This is a genomic window from Brachybacterium aquaticum (genome assembly GCF_014204755.1).
In the GTDB taxonomy this organism is placed as follows: domain Bacteria; phylum Actinomycetota; class Actinomycetes; order Actinomycetales; family Dermabacteraceae; genus Brachybacterium; species Brachybacterium aquaticum.
Genome location: NZ_JACHLZ010000001.1, coordinates 815,971 through 840,593, shown reverse-complemented (window position 1 = coordinate 840,593; position 24,623 = coordinate 815,971). Strand labels below are relative to the sequence as shown.

The window sequence follows — 24,623 nt, the reverse complement described above, 5'->3', positions numbered from 1 at the left end:
CCAGGGAACGGATGCCCGAGGAGGATACCCTGTCGGGGTGGACAGTCTCCTTGAAGCCCTCGGCCCGGCGATCGGGGTGAGCGAGCGCACCTTCATCATCCAGCTGCTGCTGATGGCCGGCATCGTGGTGATCGTCGCGTGGCTCTTCATCAAGCGCGGCGCGAAGCAGCTGGCCGTGCGGCGCCTGCTCGTGATCGCCTTCGCCCTCTTCTTCGGGCTCGCGGTGCTCTTCCCCGGGATGCTGACCCGCGTGGCGAACCTGGTCGGGGTGGGCCGCGGCGCCGACCTGCTGCTGTACGCGACGGTGCTGGTCCTGCTCGGCTTCCTCGCCCTGCAGGAGGCCCGCACGAAAGCTGCGGAGAAGCGCACCACGCATCTCGCGCGCCGCCTGGCGATCGACGAGGCGGAGCCAGCCGTCGAGTACCGCGACCGCGCCCTGCACGAGCACGACGGATGACCGGCGCGGCCTCCCTGCTCCTCACCGTCCTCGTCGTCCTCCTCGCCGCGTACCTCCCCGGCTACCTCGCCGTCCGCATGATGGCGGGCTCCCGCGCCCTCGCGCTGGGCCTGGCGTCGTCCCTCGGCGCCGCGGTGGCGGGGATCGCCGCGATCGTGGCGCAGCTCGTGGGACTGACGTGGTCGCTGCTGCCCTTCGCCGCGGCCGGCGCCGTGCTCGTCCTGGCGGCGTGGCTTCTCGCTCGCGCGGGTGTGCGCCTGCCCGCCACGGTGCTCGACGGCCCCCTCGGCGAGCGACTCGGAGTTCCGCGCTCCGCGGCGGGGCGCCTCGGCTGGGCCGGCGCCCTCGTCGCGGCGCTCGCCGTGGCGGTGGTGCCGATCCTGGTGCGCGCCGGGAGCGCCGACGCGGTCCTGGAGCGCTACGACACGCTGTTCCACCTCACCGCGCTCGCCCACATCCGCGAGACCGGCAACGGCTCGAGCCTGGACCTGAACTCCATCGCCAGCACCGCGGCGACGGCGGCCTGGTACCCCGCCGCCTTCCACGACCTGGCCTCCCTCGTGCCCGGCGTCGACGTGCCGATCGTGCTGAACGGCTCGGTGCTCGCGCTCGCCCTGCTCCCCTGGATCCTCGGCACCGCCCTGCTCGCGCGCGTCGCCTTCCCGGCGGTGTCCTGGGCTCCCCCGGTCGCGGCACTGGTGGCGATCCTGATCCCGGCGACCCCGCTGGACCTGTGGGTCCACCTCTCCCCGATCCCGAACCTCGCCGGCTTCGCGGCGCTGCCGGGGACGCTCGCGGCCGCCGTCGCCCTGTGGGGCGCGCTGACGGCCGACGAGCGGCGCACACCCGCGAGGGTGGCCCTGGCCGCCGTCGCGTCCGTCGCGGTGGTGGGCCTCGCCGGGCTGGGCCTGGGCCTGATGCATCCGAACGTCGCCGTGACGGCGCTGATCCTGCTCGCGACGGCGACGGCCGTCACCGGCATCCCGCTGTGGCGGCGGTGGCCCTGGCTGATCGCCGTGCCGGTGATCGCCCTGCTGCCCGTCGCGCTGTTGACCTACACCCCGCTCGGCGCGCGCGTGACGGGGTTCTCCGGGGGTCTCCAGGTGCCGTGGTGGTCGGCGCTCGGCGAGATCGGGCTGGGCCTGCTCACCGTGTGGCCCATGGCGCTGGGGGTCATGATCGCCGTGCTGTGGTGGCCGGGCCTCGTGACGAGCCTGCGTCGTCCGCAGCGCTGGCTGGCGGTGGCGTGGATCGTCATCGCCGTCATGTACCTCGACGCCGCCCTGGACTCGCCGCTGAACCTCTCGGTCCTCTACTTCCGCGGCCAGGACCGACTCGCGATGCCGCTGGCGATGCTGTCCGCCGTGCTCGTGGTCCCGGGCCTGCAGGCCTGGGCGCGCCTGCTGCGACGCTCGGGGCTGTGGGAGCCCGCCCGGCGGCGGCGGGCGCTGGCGGCGGCGCTCGTGGTCCTCGCCGGGGTCGCGGCGCTGTCCTCGCTGCCCCCGCGGCTGGACAACGCGGCGAAGAACTTCGCCCAGGAGTACCCGGGCCGGCCGCGCTTCCTGCAGGCCGACGAGCTCGCCGAGTTCTCGCGCGTCGCCGGGGACCTGGACCGGAGCACGACGATCCTGGCCAGCCCCTACTCGGGTGCGGCGCACATGTACGCGCTGCACGGCCTGCACGCCTACTTCCCCGTCGCGGGCGTGGCCCTGACGGACACCGACCGGGCCGTGATCGAGGCGGTGCCGCTCGCGGGCGTCTCCCCCGAGCACTGCGCGCTGCTGCGCGACCAGGGCATCGGCTACGTGTACCAGGAGCGGAGCCTGTACCAGCTCGATCCGGCGTTCACGGCCCTCAACCAGGGCGGCGACGACCTGGGCACCGTGGTGTTCGAGACCGACCACTCGCGGCTGATCCGGATCGAGTGCGATCCCGGGCAGTGACCCGCCGGGCGGCGCGCTCCTCCAGCGCGCGGCCCGCACACTCCGCACAGAAGAGCACCGCCTCGGGACGAGATCGTCCCGGGGCGGTGCTCTGCGTGGTGGGCGGGGTCAGCCGGCGACGGCCGTGCGCACCGCCGTGATGACCTGCTCGACGTTCTCGTCGGTCAGGCCGGGGAACATCGGCAGCGAGATCTCGCGGCTGTAGTAGTCCTCCGCCACGGGGCACATGCCGCGCTGGTAGCCGAGGTCCTCGAAGACCGGGTGCCAGTAGGCCGGGATGTAGTTGACCTGGACCCCGATCCCCTGCGCACGCAGGGACTCGAAGATCTCCCGGCGGCGCTCGGCCGGGACCCGCAGCGGGTAGAGGTGCCACGCGGGCGCGGCACCCTCTGGCGCGGCCGGGAGCTGGACGCCCTCGAGGTCCGCCAGGGCCTCGTCGTAGGCGGCCTTGACCTCGGCGCGGCGTGCCACGAAGGCGTCCAGGCGCGCGAGCTGGTTGGTCCCCAGCGCGGACAGCACGTCCGGCAGGCGGTAGTTCAGGCCGAAGGCGTGGACCTCCTGGTGCCACGGGCCCTCTTCCGGATAGCGCTGCTGCGCCTTGTCGCGGACCAGCCCGTGGTTCTTGAAGGAGCGGGCGCGCGCGGCGAGGTCCGCATCGGCCGTCACCACGGCACCGCCCTCGGCGGTGGTCAGGTTCTTCGTGGGGAAGAACGAGAAGGTGGTGAGGTCGGCGAGGGAGCCGACGGGGCGGCCGTCCTGGGTCGAACCGATCGAATGCGCGGCATCCTCGAGGAAGAGGATGCCCTTCCGCTCGGCGAGGTCGCGGAAGGCCGCACCGTCCACCGGCACACCGGCGAAGTCGACGCCCGAGACGACCTTGGTGCGGTCCGTGACCGCGGCCTCCGCCGCGGCGGGATCAAGGTTGCCGGTGGCGGGGTCGACATCGGCGAACACGACCTTGGCACCGAGCAGAGCCGCGGTCGCGGCGGTGGCCACGAAGGTGAGCGGGGTGGTGACGATCTCGTCACCGGGCTCGATGCCCGCGGCCGCGTAGGCCACGTGCAGCGCCGAGGTGCCCGAGGTGACCGAGACGGCGTGCTCGACGCCGGCGCGCTCGGCGATCGCGGCCTCGAACCGGTCGACCTCGGGACCCGTGGTCAGCCAGTCGCTGTGCAGCGCCGCGGTGACGGCGGCGACGTCGCTCTCGTCGATGGACTGGCGACCGTAGGGCAGCACCTCAGATACCTCCCTCGATGATCTTCGCGATCTCCTCGCGGGTGTACCACTGGTCGTTGGTGTTGGAGCGGAAGTAGAACCCCTCCTCGACCGGGACCGCGTCGGCCGGGGGCTCGTAGCCCCAGGTCGCGAGGTCGGGCTGGATGATGAAGTACTTGCCGTCCTGGATGATGACCGCGCGGCGGCCCTCCTCGGGGCTGATCATCTCCTCATGGAGCTTCTCGCCGGGGCGCAGGCCCACGTCGACCAGCTCCGCGCCCGGCACCACGGCATGGGCGAGGTCGGTGACCTTCATCGAGGGGATGCGCGGGACCAGCAGCTCGCCGCCCTGCATCAGCTCGAAGGTGTCGATGACCATCTGCACGGCCTGAGGCAGGGTGATGAAGAAGCGGGTGCAGGTCATGTCGGTGATCGGCAGGGGCTTGCCCTCCTGACCGAGCTTGCGGAAGAACGGGATCACGGAACCGCGGGAGCCCATCACGTTGCCGTAGCGCACCACCGCGAAACGGGTCGGGTACGCGGCCGCGTAGTGGTTGCCGGTGATGAACAGCTTGTCCGCGGTGAGCTTGGTGGCGCCGTAGAGGTTGATCGGGCTGGAGGCCTTGTCGGTCGAGAGGGCGACGACCTTCTTCACGCCCGCGTCGATGGACGCCTCGATGACGTTCTGACTGCCCAGGATGTTCGTCTTGACGAACTCGAAGGGGTTGTACTCCGCGGTGTCGACCTGCTTGAGCGCGGCGGCGTGGACGACGTAGTCCACCCCGTTCAGCGCACGGGCGAGGCGGCGCTCGTCGCGGATGTCACCGATGAACCAGCGCAGGCGCGGGTCGTTGCCGAACTGGTTGCGGACCTCGTACTGCTTGAGCTCGTCGCGGGAGAAGACCACCACGCGGCGGGGGTTGTGGTTGTCGAGCACTTCGCGCAGGAAGGCCTTGCCGAAGGAGCCGGTCCCACCGGTGATGAGGATGGAGGCACCGTTGAGGAGCGACATGCAGATCTCTTTCGTCGACGGGGTTGGGTGTCACCGGGGCGGGCCCCGGGAGCTGCGCGTGCCATTATGGCATGGTGACCGATACACGAACCGTCGCTGTGATCCAAGCCCGGACCGGATCCTCCCGGTTGCCCGGGAAGGTGCTCCGTCCGCTCGCCGGCCGGCCCGTCCTCGGCTGGATGGTGCGCGCCGCCCGCGCCGCCACCGGCATCGACGAGGTGGTCGTCGCGACCTCCACCGCCCCCGGTGACGACGCCGTCGCCGAGCTCGGCGAGGAGCTCGGCGTGCCGGTGGTCCGGGGCAGCGAGGACGACGTCCTCTCCCGCTTCGTGCTCGCCCTGCGGCAGACCGAGGCGGATGCCGTGGTGCGGCTGACCGCGGACTGCCCGCTCGCGGACCCTGCGCTGATCTCCGCCGTGGTGGGGCTGTGGAAGGCCGACACCTCCCTGGACTACGCCGCGACCACCCTCGTGCGCACCCTGCCCCGCGGCCTCGACGTCGAGCTCGCCTCCCGGGACGCGCTGCTGACCGCGGACGCCGAGGCCGAGAGCTTCCATCGCACGCACGTGACCTCCTACCTGTACGACAGCAAGAGCCAGTTCCGCACCATGGGACTGGTCGTGCAGCCCGCCGCCAACGACCTGCGGGTCACCCTGGACACCGCCGAGGACGGCGAGATGCTCGACGCGGTCGTCGCCGAGCTCGGCGACCGGCCCCCGGCGTGGCACGAGGTCGTGGACCTGCTGCGCGCACGGCCCGACATCACCCGCATCAACGCCGGGGTCCGGCAGAAGAAGCTGGCCGACGGATGACCCACGTCGTCCTCCGCTGCGACGCCACCCTCGCGGGAGGCATCGGCCATCTGGTGCGGGCGGTCTCCGTGGCCGACGCCGCCCGCGAGGCGGGACACACGGTGTCGGTCGCCGGGGAGATCGAGTCGCCCCTGGCGGTGCAGCTGCTGGCGGACGCGGGACTCGAGGTCGTGGACGCTCCCGAGGACCTCGAGATCCTCGCCGCCGAGCAGGGAGCCTCGGTCGTGCACGTGGACGACTACACGATCGGGACCGACGCCCGGGACCGTGTGCGGGCCTCCGGCGCGCTGCTGTCCTCGATGGAGGACGGCACCTTCGGTCGCCGCCCGGCCGATGTCGTCGTCGACTCCACCATCCGCGCCGAGAAGCTCGGACGGCCCGACGACGGCAGCGGCACGGTGCTGCTGGGCATCTCCTACGCGCCCATGCGCGCGCAGGTGCGCGCCGCGCGCGAGGAGCGGGCGGCGAACCATGAGGTGGGCTCCGAGGCTCGCGTGCTGATCGTCATGGGCGGCACCGACGCGACCGGCGCCGCCGGGACCGTGGCGGCGCTGTGCGCCGCCGCCGAGGGGATCGGGAAGGTCACCGTGATCTCCCCGGAGCAGAACTGGGACGCGGTGCGCGCCGAGGCCGGAGACGGCATCGAGCTGCTGGCCCCCTCCCCCGCCTTCCTTGATCTCGCCTGCCGCGCCGACCTCGTGATCAGCGCCGCCGGCACGACCGCCTGGGAGCTCGCCTGCATCGGTGTGCCGAACCTTCTGGTCGCCGTCGTCGAGAACCAGCGGGCCGGGTACGAGGCGGCCCTGGCCGAGGGGATCTCCCGCGGGCTCGGGACCCTCGAAGAGGTGCGGGCCGATCCCCGCGCCGCCACGGAGACCGTCGCGAAGGCCGTCGCAGACCTGCGGCAGGGACGCACCTCGGTGACCGTGGGCCAGGAGAAGGTCGACGGTCACGGCGCGGACCGCATCGTGGCCGCCTGGTCCGAGGCGCTCTCGCGTCGGATCGGCGAGGACAGCGCCCCCGTCACCGCCCGCCCGGCCACCGCCGAGGACTCCTCGCTGCTGCTGCGCTGGCGGAACGACCCGCAGACCCGCGAGGTCTCGCGCTCCACGGAGCGGGTCTCCTGGGACAGCCACACCGGCTGGTACCGGCGGGTCCTCGAGGATCCCCGCCGGGAGCTGTACGTCGTCGAGCGCGACGGCACCCCGGTGGGCACGGTGCGCTTCGACGCGCTGGAGGACACGGAGTGGGAGGTGTCGATCACCCTCGCCCCGGAATCCCGCGGGCATGGGCTCTCGCGCCCCGTCCTCGCCGCGGGTGAGGCCGCCTTCGACCAGCGCCATCCCGGTGCCCTCGTCGTCGCGTCCGTGCTGCCCGGCAACGTGCCCTCGCAGCGGCTGTTCGCCCGTGCGGGCTACGTGCTGGACCCGGAGCGCGAGGACGGCGATTTCGACGTGCTCGTCAGGACACAGCCCCGCTGAGCGCACTCCCTCGTGCGCTCAGCGGATGCCGCTGGTCAGCGGGCCCGCTGTTCGGCACTGCTCAGCAGGGCCCGCTGAGCGGGCGAGTGCTCAGACGAGGTCCCAGCTGAGCGGGGTGCCGCGCTGCACGTCCTGGGCGAAGGTGCGGCCGAGCACCACGTCCATGTAGCGGGGCTCGAGCCCGCCGGCCGGGCGGATGGAGCGCACGTTCGCCTCGGTGACCTCGTCACCGGCGCGGACGTCCTGGACCACGAACAGGGAGCGGCGCAGGCGCTGGCTCTCCGCCTCGCTCGCGGTGGGGCCGACGTGGACCTCGCCGATCGCCAGCCACGCCGCGTAGGACTCGTCGACCAGGGACTTCAGCTCCTCGGGCTCGAGGGAGAAGTCGGAGTCGACGCCGCCGTCGGCGCGGCGCAGGGTCACGTGCTTCTCGAGGATCGAGGCGCCGAAGGCCACGGCCGCGATGCTCACGCCGATGCCCTTGGTGTGATCGGACAGACCGCTGACCACGTCCCAGGTGTCGCGCAGCACGGGGATGGTGCGCAGGTTGGAGGCCTCGGCGGTGGCCGGGTAGGAGGAGGTGCAGCCGAGCACGGCGATCTGGTCGTTGCCCTCCGCACGAATGGTCTTGACCGCGAGGTCGACGTCCGCGGCGTCCGCGGCACCGGTCGAGAGGATGACCGGCTTGCCGGTGCGGGCGACGGTGCGCAGCAGGGGGATGTCGCCGATCTCGAGGGAGGCGATCTTGTAGACCTGGGCGTCCAGGTCCTCGAGCAGCTCGACGGCGGTGGCGTCGAAGGGGCTGGAGAACGGGATCAGGCCGTGCTCGCGGGCGCGGGCGAAGATCGCCTCGTGCCACTCCCAGGGGGTGTGCGCCTCCTGGTACAGGCTGTACAGGTTCCGCCCGCCCCACAGCCCGTGACTGTCGGTGATGCGGAAGGCCGGACCGTCGGCGTCGATGGTGATCGTGTCCGCCGTGTAGGTCTGGAGCTTGATCGCCGGGGCTCCGGTCTCCGCGATCGCGTCGACGATGGCCAGTGCGCGGCCGAGGTCGCCGTTGTGGTTGCCGGACATCTCGGCCGCGACGAAGGGCGCATGGCTCTCGCCGACCTGCAGGTCGCCGATCTGGAGTGACTTGGTGGAACCGTTGTGGCTGGAAGACATGGTGCGATCGTACCGGAGCGCCTGCGGGGAACCGCCGACGGGGAGCGGCCCGCCGGCCGGTGAGTGAGCGGCCCGTCAGCGGTGGCGCGGCGGGTCGTCCGACGGGGCTGTCAGCGGGATAGGGACTCCAGGGCCAGGCGCTCGAGGCGGGTGCGGCAGTCCGCGATGACGAGGTCGACGCAGGCCTGGTACGAGTCGGTGAAGTCGATCCAGCGCGGGGCGATGATCGTCGAGTTGCGGGAGAGCTGGTCGACCGAGGTCGCCCCACCACGGGTGCGATAGAGGCAGTTCTCCGGGGAGAAGCCGAGCAGCCACGTCGGCGTTCCGACGGCTGCTGCGAGCTCCATAGGCACCGTGCTGATCCCGATGACGAGGTCCATGGAGGCGAGATGCGCGGCCAGTCCCTCGAGGTCGTCGAAGAGGTCCACGTCCTCGATCTGCCGGATGCCGTGCGCGGCGAGGTAGGCGGCCTCGTCCGGGTCGGCGGCGTGCTGCACGGACCACAGCTCGACACCCTCGACATCGAACAGCGGTGAGAGCTGCTCCACCCCGAGGTACATCATCTTGCGGGAGCCGCTGGAGAAGTGACTCTTCCAGACGAGCCCCACCTTCAGCGCCCCCTCCGTCCTCGGCACGGCCCGGTCGGGGTCCGGGATCAGGTAGGCACCCGTGTCGGAGCGGGGCAGGATCCCGGCGAAGCGGTTGAAAGTGAGGTTCTGGCCGAAGGTCACGTGGTCCGCAGCGGCGATGTGCGGATCGCACAGGGCGGGGACGTGGCTGGCGAGGATGAAGTCGCTGTACCGCCCGTCGTACACGGGGTTCAGATGGCCGCGGATGCGCCGCGGCACCCCGAGGAAGTCGATGTCCGGGAAGCTGCGGGAGAGGAGCGGCACCAGGCGCGGGTCGCAGGTCGCGGTGACTGTGTAGCGCGCGGCGAGCTCGCCGAAGTACTGGGCGACGCGGATCTCGTCGCCGACCCCGTCGTCGGCGATGAGGAAGAGCGAGGACCCGGGGTCCACCGGGAGCTCCTCGTAGTTCAGGAACTTCGCGCCGAGGTCGCGCTTCAGGGTGCGCCAGTGCGGCGCCTCGCGGCGCACGCTCCAGCTCTTGAGGTACTCGCCGCTGAGCAGGAGGGTGGTCGCCTGGTCGCGGTCGCCGCGGCGCACGCCGGTCCGGCCGGCGCTCGCGGAGCCGTAGCCGATCTCGTTGCGCAGGTCGATAACGGAGTACCCGTCGTCGAGGCGGGCGTAGACGAGGCGGAGTCCGGTGGCGGCCGCCGTGTAGGTCGGGTCCTCCTCGAGCACGGAGCGGAGCAGTTCAGCCGCGTCGCGGTTGTTCCCGTCCTCCATCGCGATAAGCCCGCGGCCGCAGCGCGCGCCGAGCACCGTGTCCGGGACTCCCCCGAGATCTGGGACCAGGGCATCCAGCTCGCCCAGGTGGTCTTTGACCGTGAGGACGCGGAGCAGCGCGTCCTTCGCGTACACGTCAGCATCGGCGAAGGCGGCGGTCGCGGCAGTCATGCACTGCTCGAAGAAGGCCTGGTGGGCGGGGCTCACCGCGCGGAGGTCGTGGGCGAGAGCGAGGACGCCGGGGGCGGCGCGGAAGGCAGCCGGGATCTCGTCCAGCTCCTCGATCAGCGCGCCGGAGTCGAAGCGCAGGGCGGCCTCGGCGACGGCACGATCGCGCAGACCGTGCTCGGCGAGCTGCCGCTCGAGGAGGGTCCTCGCGGTCGCCTCGTGGCCGTGGGTGACGAGGTCGCCGACGTAGCGGAGGTTGTCCTTCCACCGGAAGGGATCCTCGTCCTCGCCCCGAAGGTACTCGAGCACGTCGACCTTCTCGAGAGCGGATTTCCGGAGCCGGAACTCGCGGAAGCGAAGGTCCCGCTGCGGTGAGTCGGAGGGGCCCGCGGCCCGGTGGGCTGCCTGGAGATCGCCGAGCGCCGCGAGCCGGCGTTCGAGGTCGAGCCGTGACAGCTGCACCCACTCGCCGAGTCGCACTGCTTCGGCCGGAGTGAGGCGTCGGTCCCGCAGGCCGTCGAGGTGCGGGGCGAGGAGCTGGTCGGAGAGCAGCCCGCTGCGGGCGCTCAGAAGCGTCACGCCGACGAAGCACCGGTCCACGAGGGGGAGGCCGCCGGCGTCCAGTCCCTCCACGATCCGTGCTGCGGCGTGGAAGTTCCTCAGTCGGGACAGGTGGCGTGCGATGGCGAGCGCCTCGCCCGGGGCGGCGTTCCGCGCCTGCTCCACGAGCGGGCCCCGTCGCTGTGTCGGGTCGAAAGGCGCGGAGGCCACGCGCTGCCTCTCGATCCCCCGCCCGACGACATGCCTGACCCTGCGAAGCGCTGCGTCCACCTGAGAGTTCCACCTCTGCGTTCCGGGCGCGCCCTCGGTGGCTCGCCGATGTGGGAATTCTAGCCGTGCGGTCAGCCTGTCACCTGCAGGTTCACCGGGAGTACCCGGCTCCTCCGCGGGCCGGGCACTCCCCGAGGCTCAGCCGTTCCCGAAGATCGCGTGTCGGGACTGCGGGACCTCGAACGGCACCAGATCCTGCGGCGACCGCGCCAGCCGGAACAGCCCCGACTCCACGTCCTGCAGCGTCTCCTCGAACCCCGGCACCTCGATCACATACGTCGGCACGCCCAGCGCCGCCGACTCCCACAACGACGTCGAGAACGTCCCCACCGCCATCACCGACTTCGTGATCGTCGTCAGCGTGTCCTGCTCCGCCATGTGCACCACATCCTCAAGGCCCGCCGCAGCGAGCTCCTGCGGGATGATCTCCCGCTGCGCCGGATGCGGCGCGATCACCACCCGCAGCTCCGGACGCTCCCGCACCAGCTCCTGCACGAACGCCAGGATCCGCCGCAGCACCCGCGGCTGCGAGATCACGCAGACATCCCAGCGAGGCTCCTCGGTCGACGGACTCTCGATCGCCGCGGTCAGCTCCGGCTGCTGCCGAGGCACCACCACATGCTCCTCGTACACATTCGTGCGCGCAGCCCAGAAATCCGACCACGCATAGAACCGCGACGCCCCATAATGCGGCCTGTCACCGAACCAGAACGACGGCGCGTAATGACTCGTCAGCGCGTACTGGATATCCGACACCCGCGCGCCGGACCTCTGTGCCGCCGCCGCGATCCCCGCCCACCAGTGACTCGACGCGATCAGCACCTCCTCCGGCTGCACCCGCTCGAACACCGGGGTCCAGAACTCCCGCTCCGCCAGGAACTTCGCCAGCCGGTTCCGCAGATGATCACCCAGATCCACCCGGATCCCCAGCGCCTCGCTCAGCGCCGCCTCGAACGGCCGCGCATCCACCTCCGGCACCCGCAGATGCGACCAGCGCCGACGCCAGTCCTTCTTCCAGTCCAGGAACTCCGCGAACGGATACACCAGGTTCGACTCGTCCACCCCCGGATACCCCTCAGCATCCGGCTGCACCACGAACAGCGTCGAGTCATCCACGAACGGCGCCGTCCGATACCCGCTCTGACCACGCCGCGCATAGTCGAACACCACCCGACGCGCCCGCGGCGCCGCAGACACCCGCTTGCTCCCCGAATACTCCGCCTTCACCGGAGTGCCCACCGCCGAGGCAGCGCCCCAAAGCCCGGCTGCCTCGGCGAGCTGGATGAGGAGGGCGGAGCGTCCGAGCTCCCACACATGCGTCCCCTCGCCCGTGGTGAGGTCGAACAGGCCGTGCTCCCGCTCGGCGGCGCAGATCCGCTCGAACATCTCGCCGTAGGACCACGGCGCCTCAACCCGACGCTGGGAGGCACCATCGCGGAGCAGAACCCAGTCGTACTCACCCCGCACCGACACCGTCGGCCGCTCGGACGTGCCGGCATTGCTCACCTCGACGCCACCGGTCGCGTTGATCGGTGCACCGAACGAATCCACGCCCGACGTCACCGGGAACCACGGATGCCGCGGAATCTCACGGCGGGTGGGGACGGACGGTGCCCTGGCGAGGCCGGTCAGGATCCTCACCGCAGAGCCGCCGGCGGCCGCTCCGAGACGCCCCAGCACGGCGGCCGGCGACGAGGCGCGTGCCGGGGAGGATGCACCATCCGCCGCCGCGGTGATCGCGGAGGTCCCGGCCGGCGCTGAGAGTTCGACGGCCTCTGCCGACGGGCTCAGTAACGTCTCCGCCGAGGCGGTCCGGTCCTGCTCGGCCGACTCCGGGGACTGGGTAGGGCTCGCGGAGGGGGCGTCCGGTGTGGCGTGCTCGGCGCCTGCCAGCTCGCGGCGAGCGCGCACACTGCTGCCCGCCGTCATGGCGAGCTGGCGGACCTTCCAGCTGATGTCGGACGGTGCGCGCCTGGCGAGGCGGGTGACAGCGTTCACGCCGTCGAGCGCGCGCGTGCCGCCGGACGTGGCGAACAGGGTGTCCTCCACCGGCGGATGCCCGGCGCCGTACGCGGCATCGCGGCGCAGGTGCGCGAGCACCTCGAGACGATGGTCCGCGGTGGTGCTGGCTAGGTAGTGGCGGTCTCCGGAGCCGGGCGCGGTGGTGTACGAGACCACGGCGGGGTCATGGGACTCGAACTCGATCCTGGTGCTGCCCTTCTGGGCCTTCACCTTCGCGGGGACGGTGCTGGTACGGCTCTCGACCTGCACGTCGTGCAGATGGAGTGCGGAGCTCACGGTGATCTGGTGGATCCGGCGCGGGCCGATCCTGCGCAGGCGGTGGCTGACCTCCTCGGCGGCGACAGGCTCCGTGCCCTCCGTGCCGAACACCTCGGCGAGGTCCACGTGGGCCTCGGCCGCTCCGAAGAACCGTCGGTACCGCTCGGTGACCGCTGAGGCGGAGAAGTGCTCGTCGAAGCGCTCGCGGGCGCGGCGACCGAACTGCTCCCGCTTCGCGTCGTCCGCGGCGAGCTCGCTGAGCCGCTCCGCCAGCGTGTCCACGTCGCCCATCGGGATGATGTAGCCGCTGCCGCCGTCCTCGATCGCCTCACGGGGACCGAACTGGAAGTCGTACGAGACGGTGGGCCGCGACTGGTACATCGCCTCGAGGAGCGGGTAGGGGAACCCCTCGGACAGCGAGGTCATCAGGACGATGTCCGCGGTCGAGTACACGTCGTGCTCCGTGCCGAAACCGGGCATGTGCACGCGCTCGGTGAGACCGAGGGAGTCCACGAGCTCCTTCACCGCGACGAAGTAGGGGTTGCGGGGGTTGATGTTCCCCCACAGGGTCAGACGCACCGACTCGTCCTCGACCTTCGCGAGCGCCCGGACGGCGTCGAGCTGGTTCTTGCGATGCTGGAACGAGGCAGGCAGCGCGATATTCACGCCCTCGTGCTCGACCCGCTCGACGTGGTCGGAGCCCTCGCCGGGGAAGTTCGGGATGAAGACGACGTCGTCCTCGTCGAAGGTCGGGATGAACTGGGTGCGCAGTCCGTCGGCGACGGTCTGGAGGCGGTCGATCACCGACCGCGCCTCCATCAGGGGCTCCCACAGCTCGACGTGGTGGAGGTAGTCGCCGTGGATCTGGAGCACGGTGCGCGGGCGGCGCTCGTCGCCGCCGAGCGCGTGCTGGAAGGCGAGGGCCTGCACGGGCGCGGTGAACACGATCGTGTCCTGGTCCGTCAGCGCCGCGTTCAGCTGCCGCAGCGCCGCGAGCTCGTCAGCGGTGAAGGCGTAGTGCAGCGCGCCGAGATCGCCCTCGAGCTCCGGATGGAGGTTGCGGTGCAGCAGGCGGCCGCCCTTCGCGGGGAGGGTGCGCAGGGTGTAGGCGGGGACCTCGAGGTCCAGGGGCCACAGGGGCAGCATGCGGCTGGCGACGTCCCCGCCGCCCAGGAAGCCCAGCACGGCGACGGGGTATCCGGCGGAGTTCAGTCCGTTGGCGAGCTGGATCACCGACTTGTGGTAGCCGGTGGGGCCGGCGACCTCGTTGGTGCAGATGACGATCATGAGGGCGTCGGCCTTCCTTCGATGACGATGTGCGAGGCCGGGATCCGCGGGGATCTACCGGCCGGGGACGAGCGGCTCCGGCAGGAGCGCCGAGCGCTCCGAAACCTTCGGGAGCCTGCCCGGGAGGTGGCTGAGGGGATGGCGCAGGAACACCAGCGGCGATTGGCCGGAGCCGGCGTCCTGCGCGCCTTCGGTGCGCTTGACCAGCCCCAGCACGGCACCGGCCTTGCGCACGGGGGCGCCTCCCCAATAGCTGAGGAACGGGCCCGGCGCACGGTGGTTCCAGCCGAGGACCTCCTTCAGCGCCGCAGGGTCCAGCAGGTGCTGATGACCGAGCTCGGCGAGGGCGACGGTGCGTCGCGCCTGGTCCTCGGGAGCAGTCTCGTGGAACTCGGGCCACAGCTCGCGGGCTCGCCTCGACACGTCCGTCCCGAGCGAACCGATGGTGATGTCGGGACCGAGGATCTCGGTCGGGGTGCCCTCCGCCGCGGCGTACACGACGGCGGTGGAGAGCTGGTTGGAGACCACGCGCCGCGCCCCGCGGACCAGCCGCAGGATTCTGCCGAGGAACTGCGGGTCGCGCCGCTCCCCCGCGCTGACCACGCGGTGGCCGTGCTCGAGCCACACCTGCAGCTTCTCGGGGCGCTCCAGATCCTCGGGGTGCAGGCACACGATCGAGGGGCCGTCCTGCTCGGCGAGCTCCCGGGCGAGGGTCGCCTCGTCGTTCTCGAGCTTGACCAGGCGGGTGTCGTGCACGGGGAAGGCGACGGCGGCGTCGAGCGGTGCGACCGGCTGCTGGGCGGTCAGCGCGCTGAGGTAGAGGAACGGGGCGCCGATCGGGGTGGTCTCGAAGGGGTCCTCGGCGGGGTCCCAGCCGCGGGCGTCGTGGCTCCACACGAGACGGCGGGCCCCGGGGGGCAGGCGCGCGAAGTCGGAGAAGTGCACGAGCGAGGGTGAGCGGACGGTCCAGCCGTGCTGGAGGAGTCCATCGATGTGGCGGACGGAGCCGAGACCGGCGTGCAGGGCCAGGGCCGCGCTATGGCCGTAATAGTGGTTCTGGATGTCCATGGGCGCTCAGCCGTTCCCGAAGATCGTGTGGCGGGAGGCCGGGACCTCGAACGGCACCAGGTCCTGGGGCGAGCGTGCAAGACGGAACAGCCCGGACTCGACGTCCTGCCGGGTCTCCTCGAACCCGGGCACCTCGATCACGTAGGTCGGCACGCCCAGCGCCGCCGACTCCCACAACGACGTCGAGAACGTCCCCACCGCCATCACCGACTTCGTGATCGTCGTCAGCGTGTCCTGCTCCGCCGTGTCGACCACATCCTCCAGACCCGCCGCAGCGAGCTCCTGCGGAATGATCTCCCGCTGCGCAGGGTGCGGGGCGATCACTACCCGCAGCTCCGGCCGCTCCCGCACCAGGTCTTGCACGAACGCCAGGATCCGCCGCAGCACCCGCGGCTGGGAGATCACGCACACGTCCCAGCGAGGCTCCTCGGTCGACGGACTCTCGATCGCCGCGGTCAGCTCCGGCTGCTGCCGAGGCACGACCACATGCTCCTCGTACACATTCGTGCGCGCAGCCCAGAAATCCGACCACGCATAGAACCGCGACGCCCCGTAATGCGGCGTGCTACCGAACCAGAACGACGGGGCGTAATGACTCGTCAGCGCGTACTGGATGTCCGAGACCTGTGCCCCGGACCGCTGTGCCGCCGCGGCGATGCCCGCCCACCAGTGACTCGACGCGATCAGCACCTCCTCCGGTTGCACCCGGTCGAAGACGGGGGTGAAGAACTCCCGCTCTGCCAGGAACTTCGCCAACCGGTTCCGGAGATGGTCGCCCAGGTCCACGTGGATCCCCAGCGCCTCGGACAGCGCCGCCTCGAACGGTCGCGCATCCACCTCCGGCACCCGCAGATGCGACCACTTCCGGCGCCAGTCCTTCTTCCACTGCGTGAACTCCGCGAACGGGTAGACCCTGTTGGTCTCGTCGACGTCCGGGTAGCCGTCGGCCCCCGGCTGCACGACGAAGAGGGACTCGTCGTTCACGAACGGTGCGGTGCGGTAGCCGCTCTGACCGCGCCGCACGTAGTCGAACACGACGGTGCGCGCCGTCGGGGCGGTGGTGAGGCGCTTGCTGCCGGTGTAGACGTCCTTCACGGTCCCCTGCGCGGCGGCGAGCGGGCCCCACAGGCCGGCGGCCTCGGCGAGCTGGATCACGAGCGCCGAGCGCCCGAGCTCCCACACGTGGGTCCCGTCGGCGGTGGTGAGGTCGAACAGTCCGTGCTCCCGTTCGGCGGCGCAGAGTCGCTCGAACATCTCGCCGTAGGACCAGGGCGCCTCGATCCGACGCTGCGCGGCACCATCGCGCAGCAGCAGCCAGTCGTACTCGCCCTGGATGGTCGTGGTGGGGCGCTTCTCGGTGCCGCTGTTGGTGACCTCCACCCCGCCGGGGGTGTTGATCGGGGCGCCGAAGGAGTCGACCCCGGAGGTGACCGGGAACCACGGATGCCGCGGGATCTCGCGATGGGTCGGCGCGGAGGGGTTGACCGCGACGGCCTTCGCGAGCATCGAGGCGGCGGTGGTGGCATAGGTCTTCGCGACGCGGCCGACGGAGCCCATCGCCTGGGCGGGCAGGCCGACAGCCTTGCCGAGGCCGCCGAGGCCGCCGAGGGCGGCGGACGAGGCGGCCGGATCGGGCACCGGCTCCGACGGCCGCGGCTCGGCCGGGGCAGTCTCGGCGGGAGACGTCCCAACGGGGGACGTCCCGGTGGACGCGGAGGTCCCGTCGGCAGGTGCTGCGGCGTCGGGAGTCGCTGCCGCGGCGTCGGAGGCGCTCTCCTCGGCGGCGGCCTCGGCTGCAGGCTCGGCGGTGGGCGTCGACGCCGCGGCGGTCGACGTGGACGCGCCGGCACCGCCTCGCGTCGGGAGGGAGGGCAGCAGCTGGCGCAGCTTCCAGGTCACGGCATCGACGGACTGCGCCCCGAACTCCGCCAGGGCCGCGGGAGTCGTGTGCCAGGAGATGTGCTTGGCGCCGCCACGGGAGGCGAATATCGTGTCCTCGACCGGGGGCGTGCCGTCGCCGTAGTCGGCGTCGCGACGCAGCCGGGGCAGGACCGGGAGGTCCTCGCCGCTCGCGGGGCCCGCCAGGTAGTGGCGGTCGGTCGCGCCGGGCCGTGAGGCGAAGGAGAGGACGTCGCGGCGGCCGACGGGGAACTCGATCACGGTGCGGTCGCCCTCGCGGCGCACGCGGGGCCGGGCGATCCGCTCGCCGTCGTCGACCTGCACCTCGTGCAGGACCTCGTCGCTGCGCACGGTCACCTCGTGCGTGCGACGCAGTCCGGAGCGGGTGATGCGGTGCGAGATCGCGCTCGCGGCGACCGGCTCACCCCCCTCCGGGGAGAACAGGGCTGCCACGTCGACGTCCCGTCCCGGGGGCGGGCCGAGCAGGGCGCCGTACTTCGCGACCACGGCCTCGGCGGAGAACCGCTCGTCGAAGATCTCGCGGGCCCGTCGGCCGAGCCGCTCGCGCAGCCGCGCATCCGCGACCAGCGCACGCAGCCGCTCCGCGAGAGCGTCCACGTCACCGACCGGGACGATGTAGCCGCTCTGCCCGTCCTCGACCACGTCCCGAGGCCCGAACTCGTAGTCGTAGGTGACCGTGGGCAGGCGGTGGTAGGCCGCCTCCAGCAGCGGATACCCGAACCCCTCGGACAGCGATGTCATCAGCACGATGTCCGCACCGGAGTAGACGTCCTGCTCCGTGCCGAACCCTGGGATGCTCACCCGGTCCTGCAGGCCCAGGTCATCGATCGTCTCCTGGACGGCGATGAAGTACGGGTTCAGGGGGCTGATGTTGCCCCAGAGGGACAGGTGCACCGAGTCGTCGTCGATCTTCGCCAGCGCCCGGAGCGCGTCCAGCTGGTTCTTGCGGTGCTGGAAGGAGGCCGGCAGCACGATCTCCACCCCGGCACTGGACTTGCGCACGACCTTCGCGGGGTGGTGGATGTTCGGGATGCACACCACGTCCGACGGGTCGAAGCGGGGCACGAACTGGTCGTTCAGCCCCTCGGCGACGGTCTGGACCCGGTCGATGACGTCGCGGGCCTCGTCCACGAGGGCCCAGAGCTGGTCGTGATGGCGGTAGTCGCCGTGGGCCTGGAGCACGGTGCGGACCCGGCGCTCCTGGCCGGAGAGGGCGTGGTGGAAAGCGAGGGCCTGCACCGGGGTGGTGAAGAGGATCGTGTCCTCGGCGGTGAGCTCCCCGTTGAGCTGTCGCAGTGCCGCGAGCTGGTCGGCCGTGAAGGCGTAGGGGGCGGCGTAGACGCGGCCGGAGAGCACCGGGTGGACGTTCTGCGCGAGCAGCCGGCCGCCCTCGGCGGGCAGGGTCTGCAGCACGAAGGCGGGGATCTCGGGGGCCAGCGACCACTTCGGCATCGCGTTCGCCGAGCCGTCACCGCCGCCGAGGATGCTGAGCACTGCCAGCGGATATCCCCCGCGGTGCAGCGCGTTCGCGGTCTCGACCACGGACTTGTGGTACCCGGTGGGCCCGGCGAGCTCGTTGACGCAGATCAGGATCATGGTTCCCGCAGTGTAGCCACGGGGGTGCGCTCAGATCCGGTTCTTGCGAAGTGCCGCGAGCGAGCCGGTGACCAAGTGCACGAAGGCCAGCGGGACGGGCATGCGCTCCTGCTCGCGCAGCACCTGCCACACCGCGCGGATCGCGCGGGTGCGGTCGGAGGAGTGGGATCCCTCCTGCGCGGCGCGATACAGGGCCAGCGGCTCGTCGATGCCGGCGGCGGTGCCGCCCGCCCCGAGGATCCGCAGCCACAGCGCCCAGTCCTCGGCGCCGGGGATGTCCGGCATGGCCACCGGGCCGGTGCGCTCGGTGTCGACCACGGCGGTGAGATTCCCGATGACATTGCGGCGGCGGAGGCCGGCGAGGGTGAGGCGGGTCGGGACGTGCACCACACGTCCCTCGGGGGTGAAGTCCTGTGCGGAGCCGTCGAAACCGGCGTCGACGCGGTGATATCCGCAGTACACCAGCGCCGCGCCGGTGGTCTCGGCAAGGGCGAGCTGACGGGCGAGCTTCTCGGGCAGCCAGAGGTCGTCGGCATCGCAGAAGGCCAGGTAGCGACCGGTCGCCTCCTCGATGCCGGCGTTCCTCGCGGCCGCGGGGCCGCCGCTGCGCTCGCGGCGCACGAGCCGCACCCGCGGATCACGCGCGGCGACCTCCTCGATGATCGAGACGGTCCTGTCCGTGGACGCGTCGTCGACGACCACCAGCTCGAGTTCGGGGAATGACTGATCGAGTACGCTATCCATCGACCGACGCAGGGTCCGCGCCCCGTTGAAGACGGGCATCACGACCGTCACCAGGGGATTCGGAGTCTCTGCGGCTGTCACGATGCACGATCATACCGATGCCGTCGGACGGCGCCGCCCGCCGCGATCGCCCGGCTTGAGGAGAACGAACTTGGCAGACCAGAAGGCGGATGTCCCCCTCGCTCCGCGCCTGACCTCCGCGGAGTCGGAGGCGCTCGCGGCCGACTCGGGCCTCCATGAGATGGGCGTCCGGCCACCGCTGGGCCGCTACATCAAGCAGGTCTGGGAGCGGCGCTCCTTCATCTGGAACCTCTCCGCGTCCCGCGCCTACTCCCGCAACCAGGGCTCGTACCTGGGCCAGGCGTGGGCGATCCTGCGGCCGATCCTCGACGCGGCCGTGTACGTCATCATCTTCGGCTTCCTGTTCCACGCGAGCGCCCCGGGGATCGACAACCGTGCCGCCTTCATCACCATCGGCACGTTCACGTACACGCTGTTCCAGACCTCGGTGATGTCGGGCCTGAACTCGATCCCGGCGAACCTGCAGCTGATCCGCTCGCACCGGTTCCCGCGCGCGGTGGTGCCGCTCGCGACGGTGATGACGGAGACCGTGCTCTTCGGTCCGATCCTGGTGGCGATGGTGGTGGTCGTCATGATCACCGGCCTGCTGCCGGGCATGGGCGCAGTGGTGCCTACCTGGTCGTGGCTGCTGCTGCCCTTCGCGGCGATCCTGCTGGCGGTGTTCTCCTCCGGTGTCGCCCTGTTCTTCGCGCGCCTGGGCGCCCGAGCCCCCGACATCGCCAACGCGATGCCGTTCATCCTGACGCTCGGCCGCTACGCGTCCGGCGGCATGTTCATGATCTCGGCGATGGTGCCCGACGACTGGTGGATCAAGCCGATCCTCCTGCACCAGCCGGTCGCGATCTTCCTGGAGCTGTTCCGCGCCTGCTTCGGCAACGAGCACCTGATCCCGATGACGCCGGGCCTGTGGCTCGAGGCGATCGCGTGGACGGTGGGCATCTTCGCCATCGGATTCCTGTACTTCTGGCGCGCAGAGGAGACCTACGGCCGTGACTGAGGACATCGACTACGAGATTGACCCGGAGAACCTCCCGGAGCGCGCCGAGCGCACGACGCTCGGCCCGCCGTCCGTGGTGGTCGACGACCTCCACATCACCTACCGCGTCTTCGGCGCCCGCCGCGGCGGCACCACGCAGAACAAGAAGTCGCTGTGGGACAAGATGATCAGCGTCGGCCGTCCCGACACCGGCCCGATCACCCAGGTGCCGGCCGTGCGCGGCATCTCCTTCGTCGCCCATCACGGCGAGTCGATCGGCATCCTGGGCACCAACGGCTCCGGCAAGTCGACGCTGCTCCGCGCCGTGGCCGGCCTGCTCCCCCCGACCTCGGGGCGCGTGTTCACGTCCGCGGAGCCGGAACTGCTCGGCGTGAACGCCGCGATGCTCCCCCGCCTGACCGGTGAGCGCAACATCGTGATCGGCGGCCTGGCCCTCGGCCTGAACGCCAAGGACGTGAAGGCCAACGTCCCCAAGGTCGCGGACTTCGCCGAGCTCGGCGACTTCCTCTACCTGCCGATGAGCTCGTACTCCTCCGGCATGGCCTCGCGCCTGCGCTTCGCGATCTCCACGATCCGCACCCCGGAGATCCTCATGATCGACGAGGCGCTGGCCACCGGCGATGCGTCGTTCCGCAAGAAGAGCACGGCCCGCATAGAGGAGATCCGCTCCGAGGCCGGCACGGTCTTCTTCGTCTCGCACTCCCTCGCGTCGATCCGGGCGATGTGCACCCGGGCGCTGTGGATCGACAAGGGCGTGCTGGTCGCCGACGGGGACGTCGACGTGGTCGCCGACGCGTACCAGGCCTATGTGGAGGGCCGCACCGACGCCTCCTCGGGCGCGAAGCTGAAGTGAGTCGCAGCTAGAGGCGCGCGACAGGCCCGGCAGGGCCGATGACACATCCCGAGCGCGGGGCACCTCGAGGTGCCCCGCGCTCGCACTGTCACCGGGAGGCGCGGAGCGCCTCGCCCTTCCGCATCGCGATCTCGCGCAGCTCGCCCTGGAAGGCGACCATCCGCTCGCGCAGCTCCGCGGCGTGCTCGTCGCCGCCGGCGGCGAGGATCCGTGCGGCGAGGAGCCCGGCGTTGCGGGCCCCGCCGATGGAGACGGTCGCGACCGGCACCCCGGCGGGCATCTGCACGATCGAGAGCAGGGAGTCCATGCCGTCGAGGTGCTTCAGCGGCACGGGCACGCCGATCACCGGCAGCGGCGTGAGGGAGGCGAGCATGCCGGGCAGGTGGGCGGCGCCGCCGGCGCCCGCGATCACCACGCGCAGGCCGCGGTCGGCGGCGCTGCGACCCCAGGCGACCATGTCCTCGGGCATGCGGTGGGCGGAGACGACGTCGACCTCGACCTCGATCCCGAACTCGGCCAGGGCCTCCTCGGCCGCCTTCATCACGGGGTAGTCGGAGTCGGAGCCCATGACGATCCCGACGAGGGGCCGGGAGGCCGTCTGCTCTTCCGTCTGCTCTGTGGTCTGTCCGGCGTGCTGCTCTGCGGTCATCGGGGCTCTCCGTCGGTGGTGGGGGCGGTGGCGTGCTCTGCCGGGCGCTCGGCGCCGGGGCCGTGGATGATCAGCTGCTCGGCGCGGTGGGCGCGGGCGAGAAGCTCCCCGGCGTCATCCCCGAGCAGTGTGACGTGGCCGATCTTGCGGCCGGGACGCACGGACTTGCCGTACAGGTGGACCTTGATCTCCGGGTCCCCGGCGAGCGCCGCGGCCATGCCGGGGGCGAGGTCCTCGGCCGTGCCGCCGAGGAGGTTCACCATCACGGACACGGGGGCGAGCGGGGCGGTCGCGCCGAGGGGCAGGTCGGCAACGGCGCGCAGGTGCTGCTCGAACTGGCCGGTGACGGCGCCGTCCATGGACCAGTGGCCGGTGTTGTGGGGGCGCATGGCGAGCTCGTTCACAAGCACGTCGCCGTCCGCGGTCTCGAACAGCTCCACGGCGAGCATGCCGGTCACGCCGAGGTCCTCGGCGATCGCGAGGGCCAGTGCCTGGATGCGTTGCTGGGCGTCCTCGTCGAGTCCCGGCGCGGGGGCGACGACCTCGTAGCAGACCCCGTCCTTCTGGAGCGACTGGACGACGGGGTAGGCGAGCGCCTCTCCCCCGGGCCGGCGCGCGACCTGGGCGGAGAGCTCGCGGGTGAAGGGGACGAGCTCCTCGGCGAGCAGCTCGCCGTGGCTCTCGAGCCAGTCGGCGGCCTCGTCGGCCGAAGAGACGATCCGGACGCCGTGGGCGTCGTAGCCGCCGCGCGGGGTCTTCACCACGAGCCGGGCGCCGGCGTCGGCGAGCGCGGCGGCGAGGTCGTCGGCCGAGCCGATCCGCCACCAGCGGGGGCAGGGATGGCCGAGCGCGGTGAGGCGCTCGCGCATGACGAGCTTGTCCTGGGCGTGGACGAGGGCGGCGGGTCCGGGGCGCACGGCGACGCCGTCCCGCTCGAGACCCTCGAGGATCGCGGTGGGGACGTGCTCGTGGTCGAAGGTGATCACCTCGACGTCGGCCGCGAGGGAGCGCACCGCGGCCTCGTCGTCGTGGCGACCGAGCTGCACGCGGGCGGCGACCTGGGCGGCGGACTCGGCGGGATCGGTGGCGAGCACCTCGGCGGTGAGCCCCAGCTCGATCGCGGGGCCGAGCATCATGCGGGCGAGCTGCCCGGCGCCGACCACGCCGAGGCGGGTCGCAGCGGGGCCGCGCGTCCCCTCCTGCACGACGGACGGACGGGGGCGGGGCGGGGTGTTCGGCACGGCGGCCAGTGTACTGAGGTCAGGACCTCGAGCGCGGGCGGCGCCGGACCACGGACCCCTGGGGCAGGGTGTCCAGGTCGTCGCCGCCGGCGGCGTGACGTCCGCCGGAGACGCCGCTGGGGGTCATGTCGGCACGGGTGCGCGAGGGACGGCCAGAGCGGGCGCGTCGGCCGCTCCTGCCGCCGCGCAGGTCCACGTCGGCCCCGTCGTCGCCACCCTCGTCGCCGGGGGCGGAGATGAGGAAGACGCCGAAGGTCGCGGGGTTCTCGGTGAGCAGCTCGAGGCGGCCGCCGTCGTCCTCGACGAGGGTGCGGGCGAGCGCGAGGCCCACGCCGGTGCCCTGGGAGCTGCGCCCGGAGACGGAGCGCTCGAAGATGCGCGCGCCGAGCTCGGGATCGATGCCGGTGCCCTCGTCGGAGACCTCCACGACGGTGGAGTGCTCGTTGCGGCGCACCTTGACGGTGGTGCGCCCGCCGCCGTGGGCGAGCGCGTTCTCGATGAGGGTCGCGATGACCTGGGTGAGGGGGCCGGCGGAGCCCCACACAGCGGCGCTGCGGGGCACCTGGATGCGCAGCTCGCGCTGGGCGCGGCGGTAGGCCGGGGACCACTCCTCGCTCTGCTGGGTCAGCACGGTGCGCAGCTCCACGACGCCGGGGGTGCGGCGCTGGGAGGAGCGGGGGGCGTTGATGAGGTCGTGGACCACCTCGGTGAGGCGGTCGATCTGCTCGAGGGAGATGCGGGCCTCCTCGCGCACCCACTCCTCGGAGCTGGTCGCGAGGATCTCGTCCAGGCGCATCGACAGCGCCGTGAGCGGCGTGCGCAGCTGGTGGGAGGCGTCGGAGGCGAGGCGGCTCTCGGCCTCGAGCCGTTCGTTGAGCATGGCGCCGGAGCGGGAGAGCTCGATGGCGACGTCGTCGATCTCGGCGATGCCGGAGGGCTTCCACGAGCCGCGGGCGCGGCCGGCGCCCATCTCCTCCGCGCGCCGGGCCAGTCTCGCCAGCGGCATGGAGATCCGCTGGGCCTGCCACAGCGCCACGGACACGCCGATGGAGAGGGCGGACATGCCCGCGACCGTGATCAGCACCCAGGCGCTCGCGGTGTGGGCGCGCACGTCGGACTGCGGGATGTACACGGTGATCTGCTGGCCGGAGGCGCCGGTGGTGTTGGTGCGCACGGCATCGTCGCCGGGCGGGTCGCCGGCGGAGATGGTGGTGCCCTCGTAGACGACGGAGACCGAGAGGTTCAGGTCCGACTGGGCGTCGATGCGCCGCTGGAGGAGGGCCTCGTCGATCGGCCGCCCCTCCTGCAGGCGCGCCTCGGTGTCCACGCGCACGCGGTCGAGGATGACGTTGGCGTCGTTGGTGAGGTTCTGTCGGGTCAGCTGCAGCCACGAGTACCCCAGCGGGATGCCGAGCATCAGCACGGCGAGCAGCACGGTGATGATGGTGGCCTGCAGCACGCGCTGCCGCACGGGG

17 protein-coding genes are annotated in these 24,623 nt (G+C 71.8%); 6 read left to right on the top strand and 11 right to left on the bottom strand.

The features are described from left to right. The first annotated feature begins 37 nt into the window (after positions 1-37). The gene (locus HNR70_RS03685; protein ID WP_184324459.1) at positions 38-457 is read left to right on the top strand and encodes a DUF2304 domain-containing protein; all 420 of its coding nucleotides are present in this window, start codon (positions 38-40) and stop codon (positions 455-457) included. Next, positions 454-2,400, top strand: a complete 1,947-nt coding sequence (locus HNR70_RS03680) for a DUF6541 family protein (RefSeq protein ID WP_184324458.1) — start codon at positions 454-456, stop codon at positions 2,398-2,400. Before HNR70_RS03685 ends, HNR70_RS03680 begins: the two co-directional genes overlap by 4 nt. A gap of 108 nt (positions 2,401-2,508) precedes the next feature. Here HNR70_RS03680 and pseC read toward each other — a convergent pair whose 3' ends face one another. Together pseC and pseB are read right to left on the bottom strand one after the other, a co-directional pair. Further along, on the bottom strand, positions 2,509-3,636 hold the full coding sequence (pseC, locus tag HNR70_RS03675; protein ID WP_184324457.1) for a UDP-4-amino-4,6-dideoxy-N-acetyl-beta-L-altrosamine transaminase: 1,128 nt from the start codon (positions 3,634-3,636) through the stop codon (positions 2,509-2,511). Position 3,637: 1 nt separating this feature from the next. Next, positions 3,638-4,627 (bottom strand): UDP-N-acetylglucosamine 4,6-dehydratase (inverting), encoded by a 990-nt coding sequence (gene pseB, locus HNR70_RS03670; protein ID WP_184324456.1) that lies wholly within the window; start codon positions 4,625-4,627, stop codon positions 3,638-3,640. 71 nt (positions 4,628-4,698) lie between these two features. Between pseB and HNR70_RS03665 the strand changes: the two genes are divergently transcribed. Together HNR70_RS03665 and HNR70_RS03660 are read left to right on the top strand one after the other, a co-directional pair. After that, complete coding sequence (locus tag HNR70_RS03665) at positions 4,699-5,439, top strand: cytidylyltransferase domain-containing protein (RefSeq protein WP_184324455.1); 741 nt, start codon at positions 4,699-4,701, stop codon at positions 5,437-5,439. Further along, complete coding sequence (locus tag HNR70_RS03660) at positions 5,436-6,920, top strand: bifunctional UDP-2,4-diacetamido-2,4,6-trideoxy-beta-L-altropyranose hydrolase/GNAT family N-acetyltransferase (protein ID WP_184324454.1); 1,485 nt, start codon at positions 5,436-5,438, stop codon at positions 6,918-6,920. The genes HNR70_RS03665 and HNR70_RS03660 overlap by 4 nt, the downstream gene beginning before the upstream one ends. A 90-nt stretch (positions 6,921-7,010) precedes the next feature. Here the strand turns inward: HNR70_RS03660 and pseI are convergent, their stop codons facing one another. The 6 genes from pseI to HNR70_RS03630 all read right to left on the bottom strand — a co-directional run bounded on the left by pseI (position 7,011) and on the right by HNR70_RS03630 (position 19,378). After that, positions 7,011-8,084, bottom strand: a complete 1,074-nt coding sequence (gene pseI, locus HNR70_RS03655) for a pseudaminic acid synthase (protein ID WP_184324453.1) — start codon at positions 8,082-8,084, stop codon at positions 7,011-7,013. A 110-nt stretch (positions 8,085-8,194) separates the two neighbouring features. Further along, positions 8,195-10,372 carry a hypothetical protein gene (locus HNR70_RS03650; protein ID WP_184324452.1) on the bottom strand — a complete coding sequence of 726 codons (2,178 nt, stop codon included), beginning with the start codon at positions 10,370-10,372 and terminating at the stop codon, positions 8,195-8,197. Between the two features lie 198 nt (positions 10,373-10,570). Further along, a complete protein-coding gene (locus tag HNR70_RS03645) occupies positions 10,571-13,999 on the bottom strand; it encodes a glycosyltransferase family 4 protein (protein WP_184324451.1) in 3,429 nt (1,142 codons plus the stop codon). A gap of 54 nt (positions 14,000-14,053) precedes the next feature. Continuing rightward, entirely contained in the window at positions 14,054-15,067 is a 1,014-nt protein-coding gene (locus HNR70_RS03640; RefSeq protein WP_184324450.1) for a hypothetical protein, read from the bottom strand. 6 nt (positions 15,068-15,073) lie between these two features. Then, complete coding sequence (locus tag HNR70_RS03635) at positions 15,074-18,583, bottom strand: glycosyltransferase family 4 protein (protein WP_184324449.1); 3,510 nt, start codon at positions 18,581-18,583, stop codon at positions 15,074-15,076. A gap of 30 nt (positions 18,584-18,613) precedes the next feature. Beyond that, positions 18,614-19,378: a glycosyltransferase family 2 protein gene (locus HNR70_RS03630; RefSeq protein WP_376768832.1), complete on the bottom strand. Its 765-nt coding sequence runs from the start codon at positions 19,376-19,378 to the stop codon at positions 18,614-18,616. A gap of 100 nt (positions 19,379-19,478) precedes the next feature. Here HNR70_RS03630 and HNR70_RS03625 point away from each other — a divergent pair, with 100 nt between their 5' ends. After that, positions 19,479-20,405 (top strand): ABC transporter permease, encoded by a 927-nt coding sequence (locus HNR70_RS03625; protein ID WP_246375141.1) that lies wholly within the window; start codon positions 19,479-19,481, stop codon positions 20,403-20,405. After that, positions 20,398-21,258 (top strand): ABC transporter ATP-binding protein, encoded by an 861-nt coding sequence (locus tag HNR70_RS03620; RefSeq protein WP_184324448.1) that lies wholly within the window; start codon positions 20,398-20,400, stop codon positions 21,256-21,258. Before HNR70_RS03625 ends, HNR70_RS03620 begins: the two co-directional genes overlap by 8 nt. Positions 21,259-21,346: 88 nt before the next feature. On the opposite strand, the gene purE is transcribed toward HNR70_RS03620, so the two are convergent. From purE to HNR70_RS03605, 3 genes are all read right to left on the bottom strand, one after another. Beyond that, positions 21,347-21,907, bottom strand: coding sequence for a 5-(carboxyamino)imidazole ribonucleotide mutase (purE, locus tag HNR70_RS03615; RefSeq protein WP_246375140.1), 561 nt, complete (start codon positions 21,905-21,907; stop codon positions 21,347-21,349). Further along, complete coding sequence (locus HNR70_RS03610; protein ID WP_246375411.1) at positions 21,904-23,043, bottom strand: 5-(carboxyamino)imidazole ribonucleotide synthase; 1,140 nt, start codon at positions 23,041-23,043, stop codon at positions 21,904-21,906. The genes purE and HNR70_RS03610 overlap by 4 nt, the downstream gene beginning before the upstream one ends. A 124-nt stretch (positions 23,044-23,167) precedes the next feature. Continuing rightward, positions 23,168-24,619, bottom strand: coding sequence for a sensor histidine kinase (locus HNR70_RS03605; RefSeq protein WP_184324447.1), 1,452 nt, complete (start codon positions 24,617-24,619; stop codon positions 23,168-23,170). Positions 24,620-24,623 lie beyond the last annotated feature (4 nt).

Excerpts from the sequence above, each read along its gene's own strand:
- HNR70_RS03680 (WP_184324458.1), top strand. The coding sequence starts at position 454 with ATGACCGGCGCGGCCTCCCTGCTCCTCACCGTCCTCGTCGTCCTCCTC.
- pseB (WP_184324456.1), bottom strand. The coding sequence starts at position 4,627 with ATGTCGCTCCTCAACGGTGCCTCCATCCTCATCACCGGTGGGACCGGC.
- HNR70_RS03665 (WP_184324455.1), top strand. The coding sequence starts at position 4,699 with ATGGTGACCGATACACGAACCGTCGCTGTGATCCAAGCCCGGACCGGA.
- HNR70_RS03660 (WP_184324454.1), top strand. The coding sequence starts at position 5,436 with ATGACCCACGTCGTCCTCCGCTGCGACGCCACCCTCGCGGGAGGCATC.
- pseI (WP_184324453.1), bottom strand. The coding sequence starts at position 8,084 with ATGTCTTCCAGCCACAACGGTTCCACCAAGTCACTCCAGATCGGCGAC.
- HNR70_RS03645 (WP_184324451.1), bottom strand. The coding sequence starts at position 13,999 with ATGATCGTCATCTGCACCAACGAGGTCGCCGGCCCCACCGGCTACCAC.
- HNR70_RS03640 (WP_184324450.1), bottom strand. The coding sequence starts at position 15,067 with ATGGACATCCAGAACCACTATTACGGCCATAGCGCGGCCCTGGCCCTG.
- HNR70_RS03635 (WP_184324449.1), bottom strand. The coding sequence starts at position 18,583 with ATGATCCTGATCTGCGTCAACGAGCTCGCCGGGCCCACCGGGTACCAC.
- purE (WP_246375140.1), bottom strand. The coding sequence starts at position 21,907 with ATGACCGCAGAGCAGCACGCCGGACAGACCACAGAGCAGACGGAAGAG.
- HNR70_RS03610 (WP_246375411.1), bottom strand. The coding sequence starts at position 23,043 with ATGATGCTCGGCCCCGCGATCGAGCTGGGGCTCACCGCCGAGGTGCTC.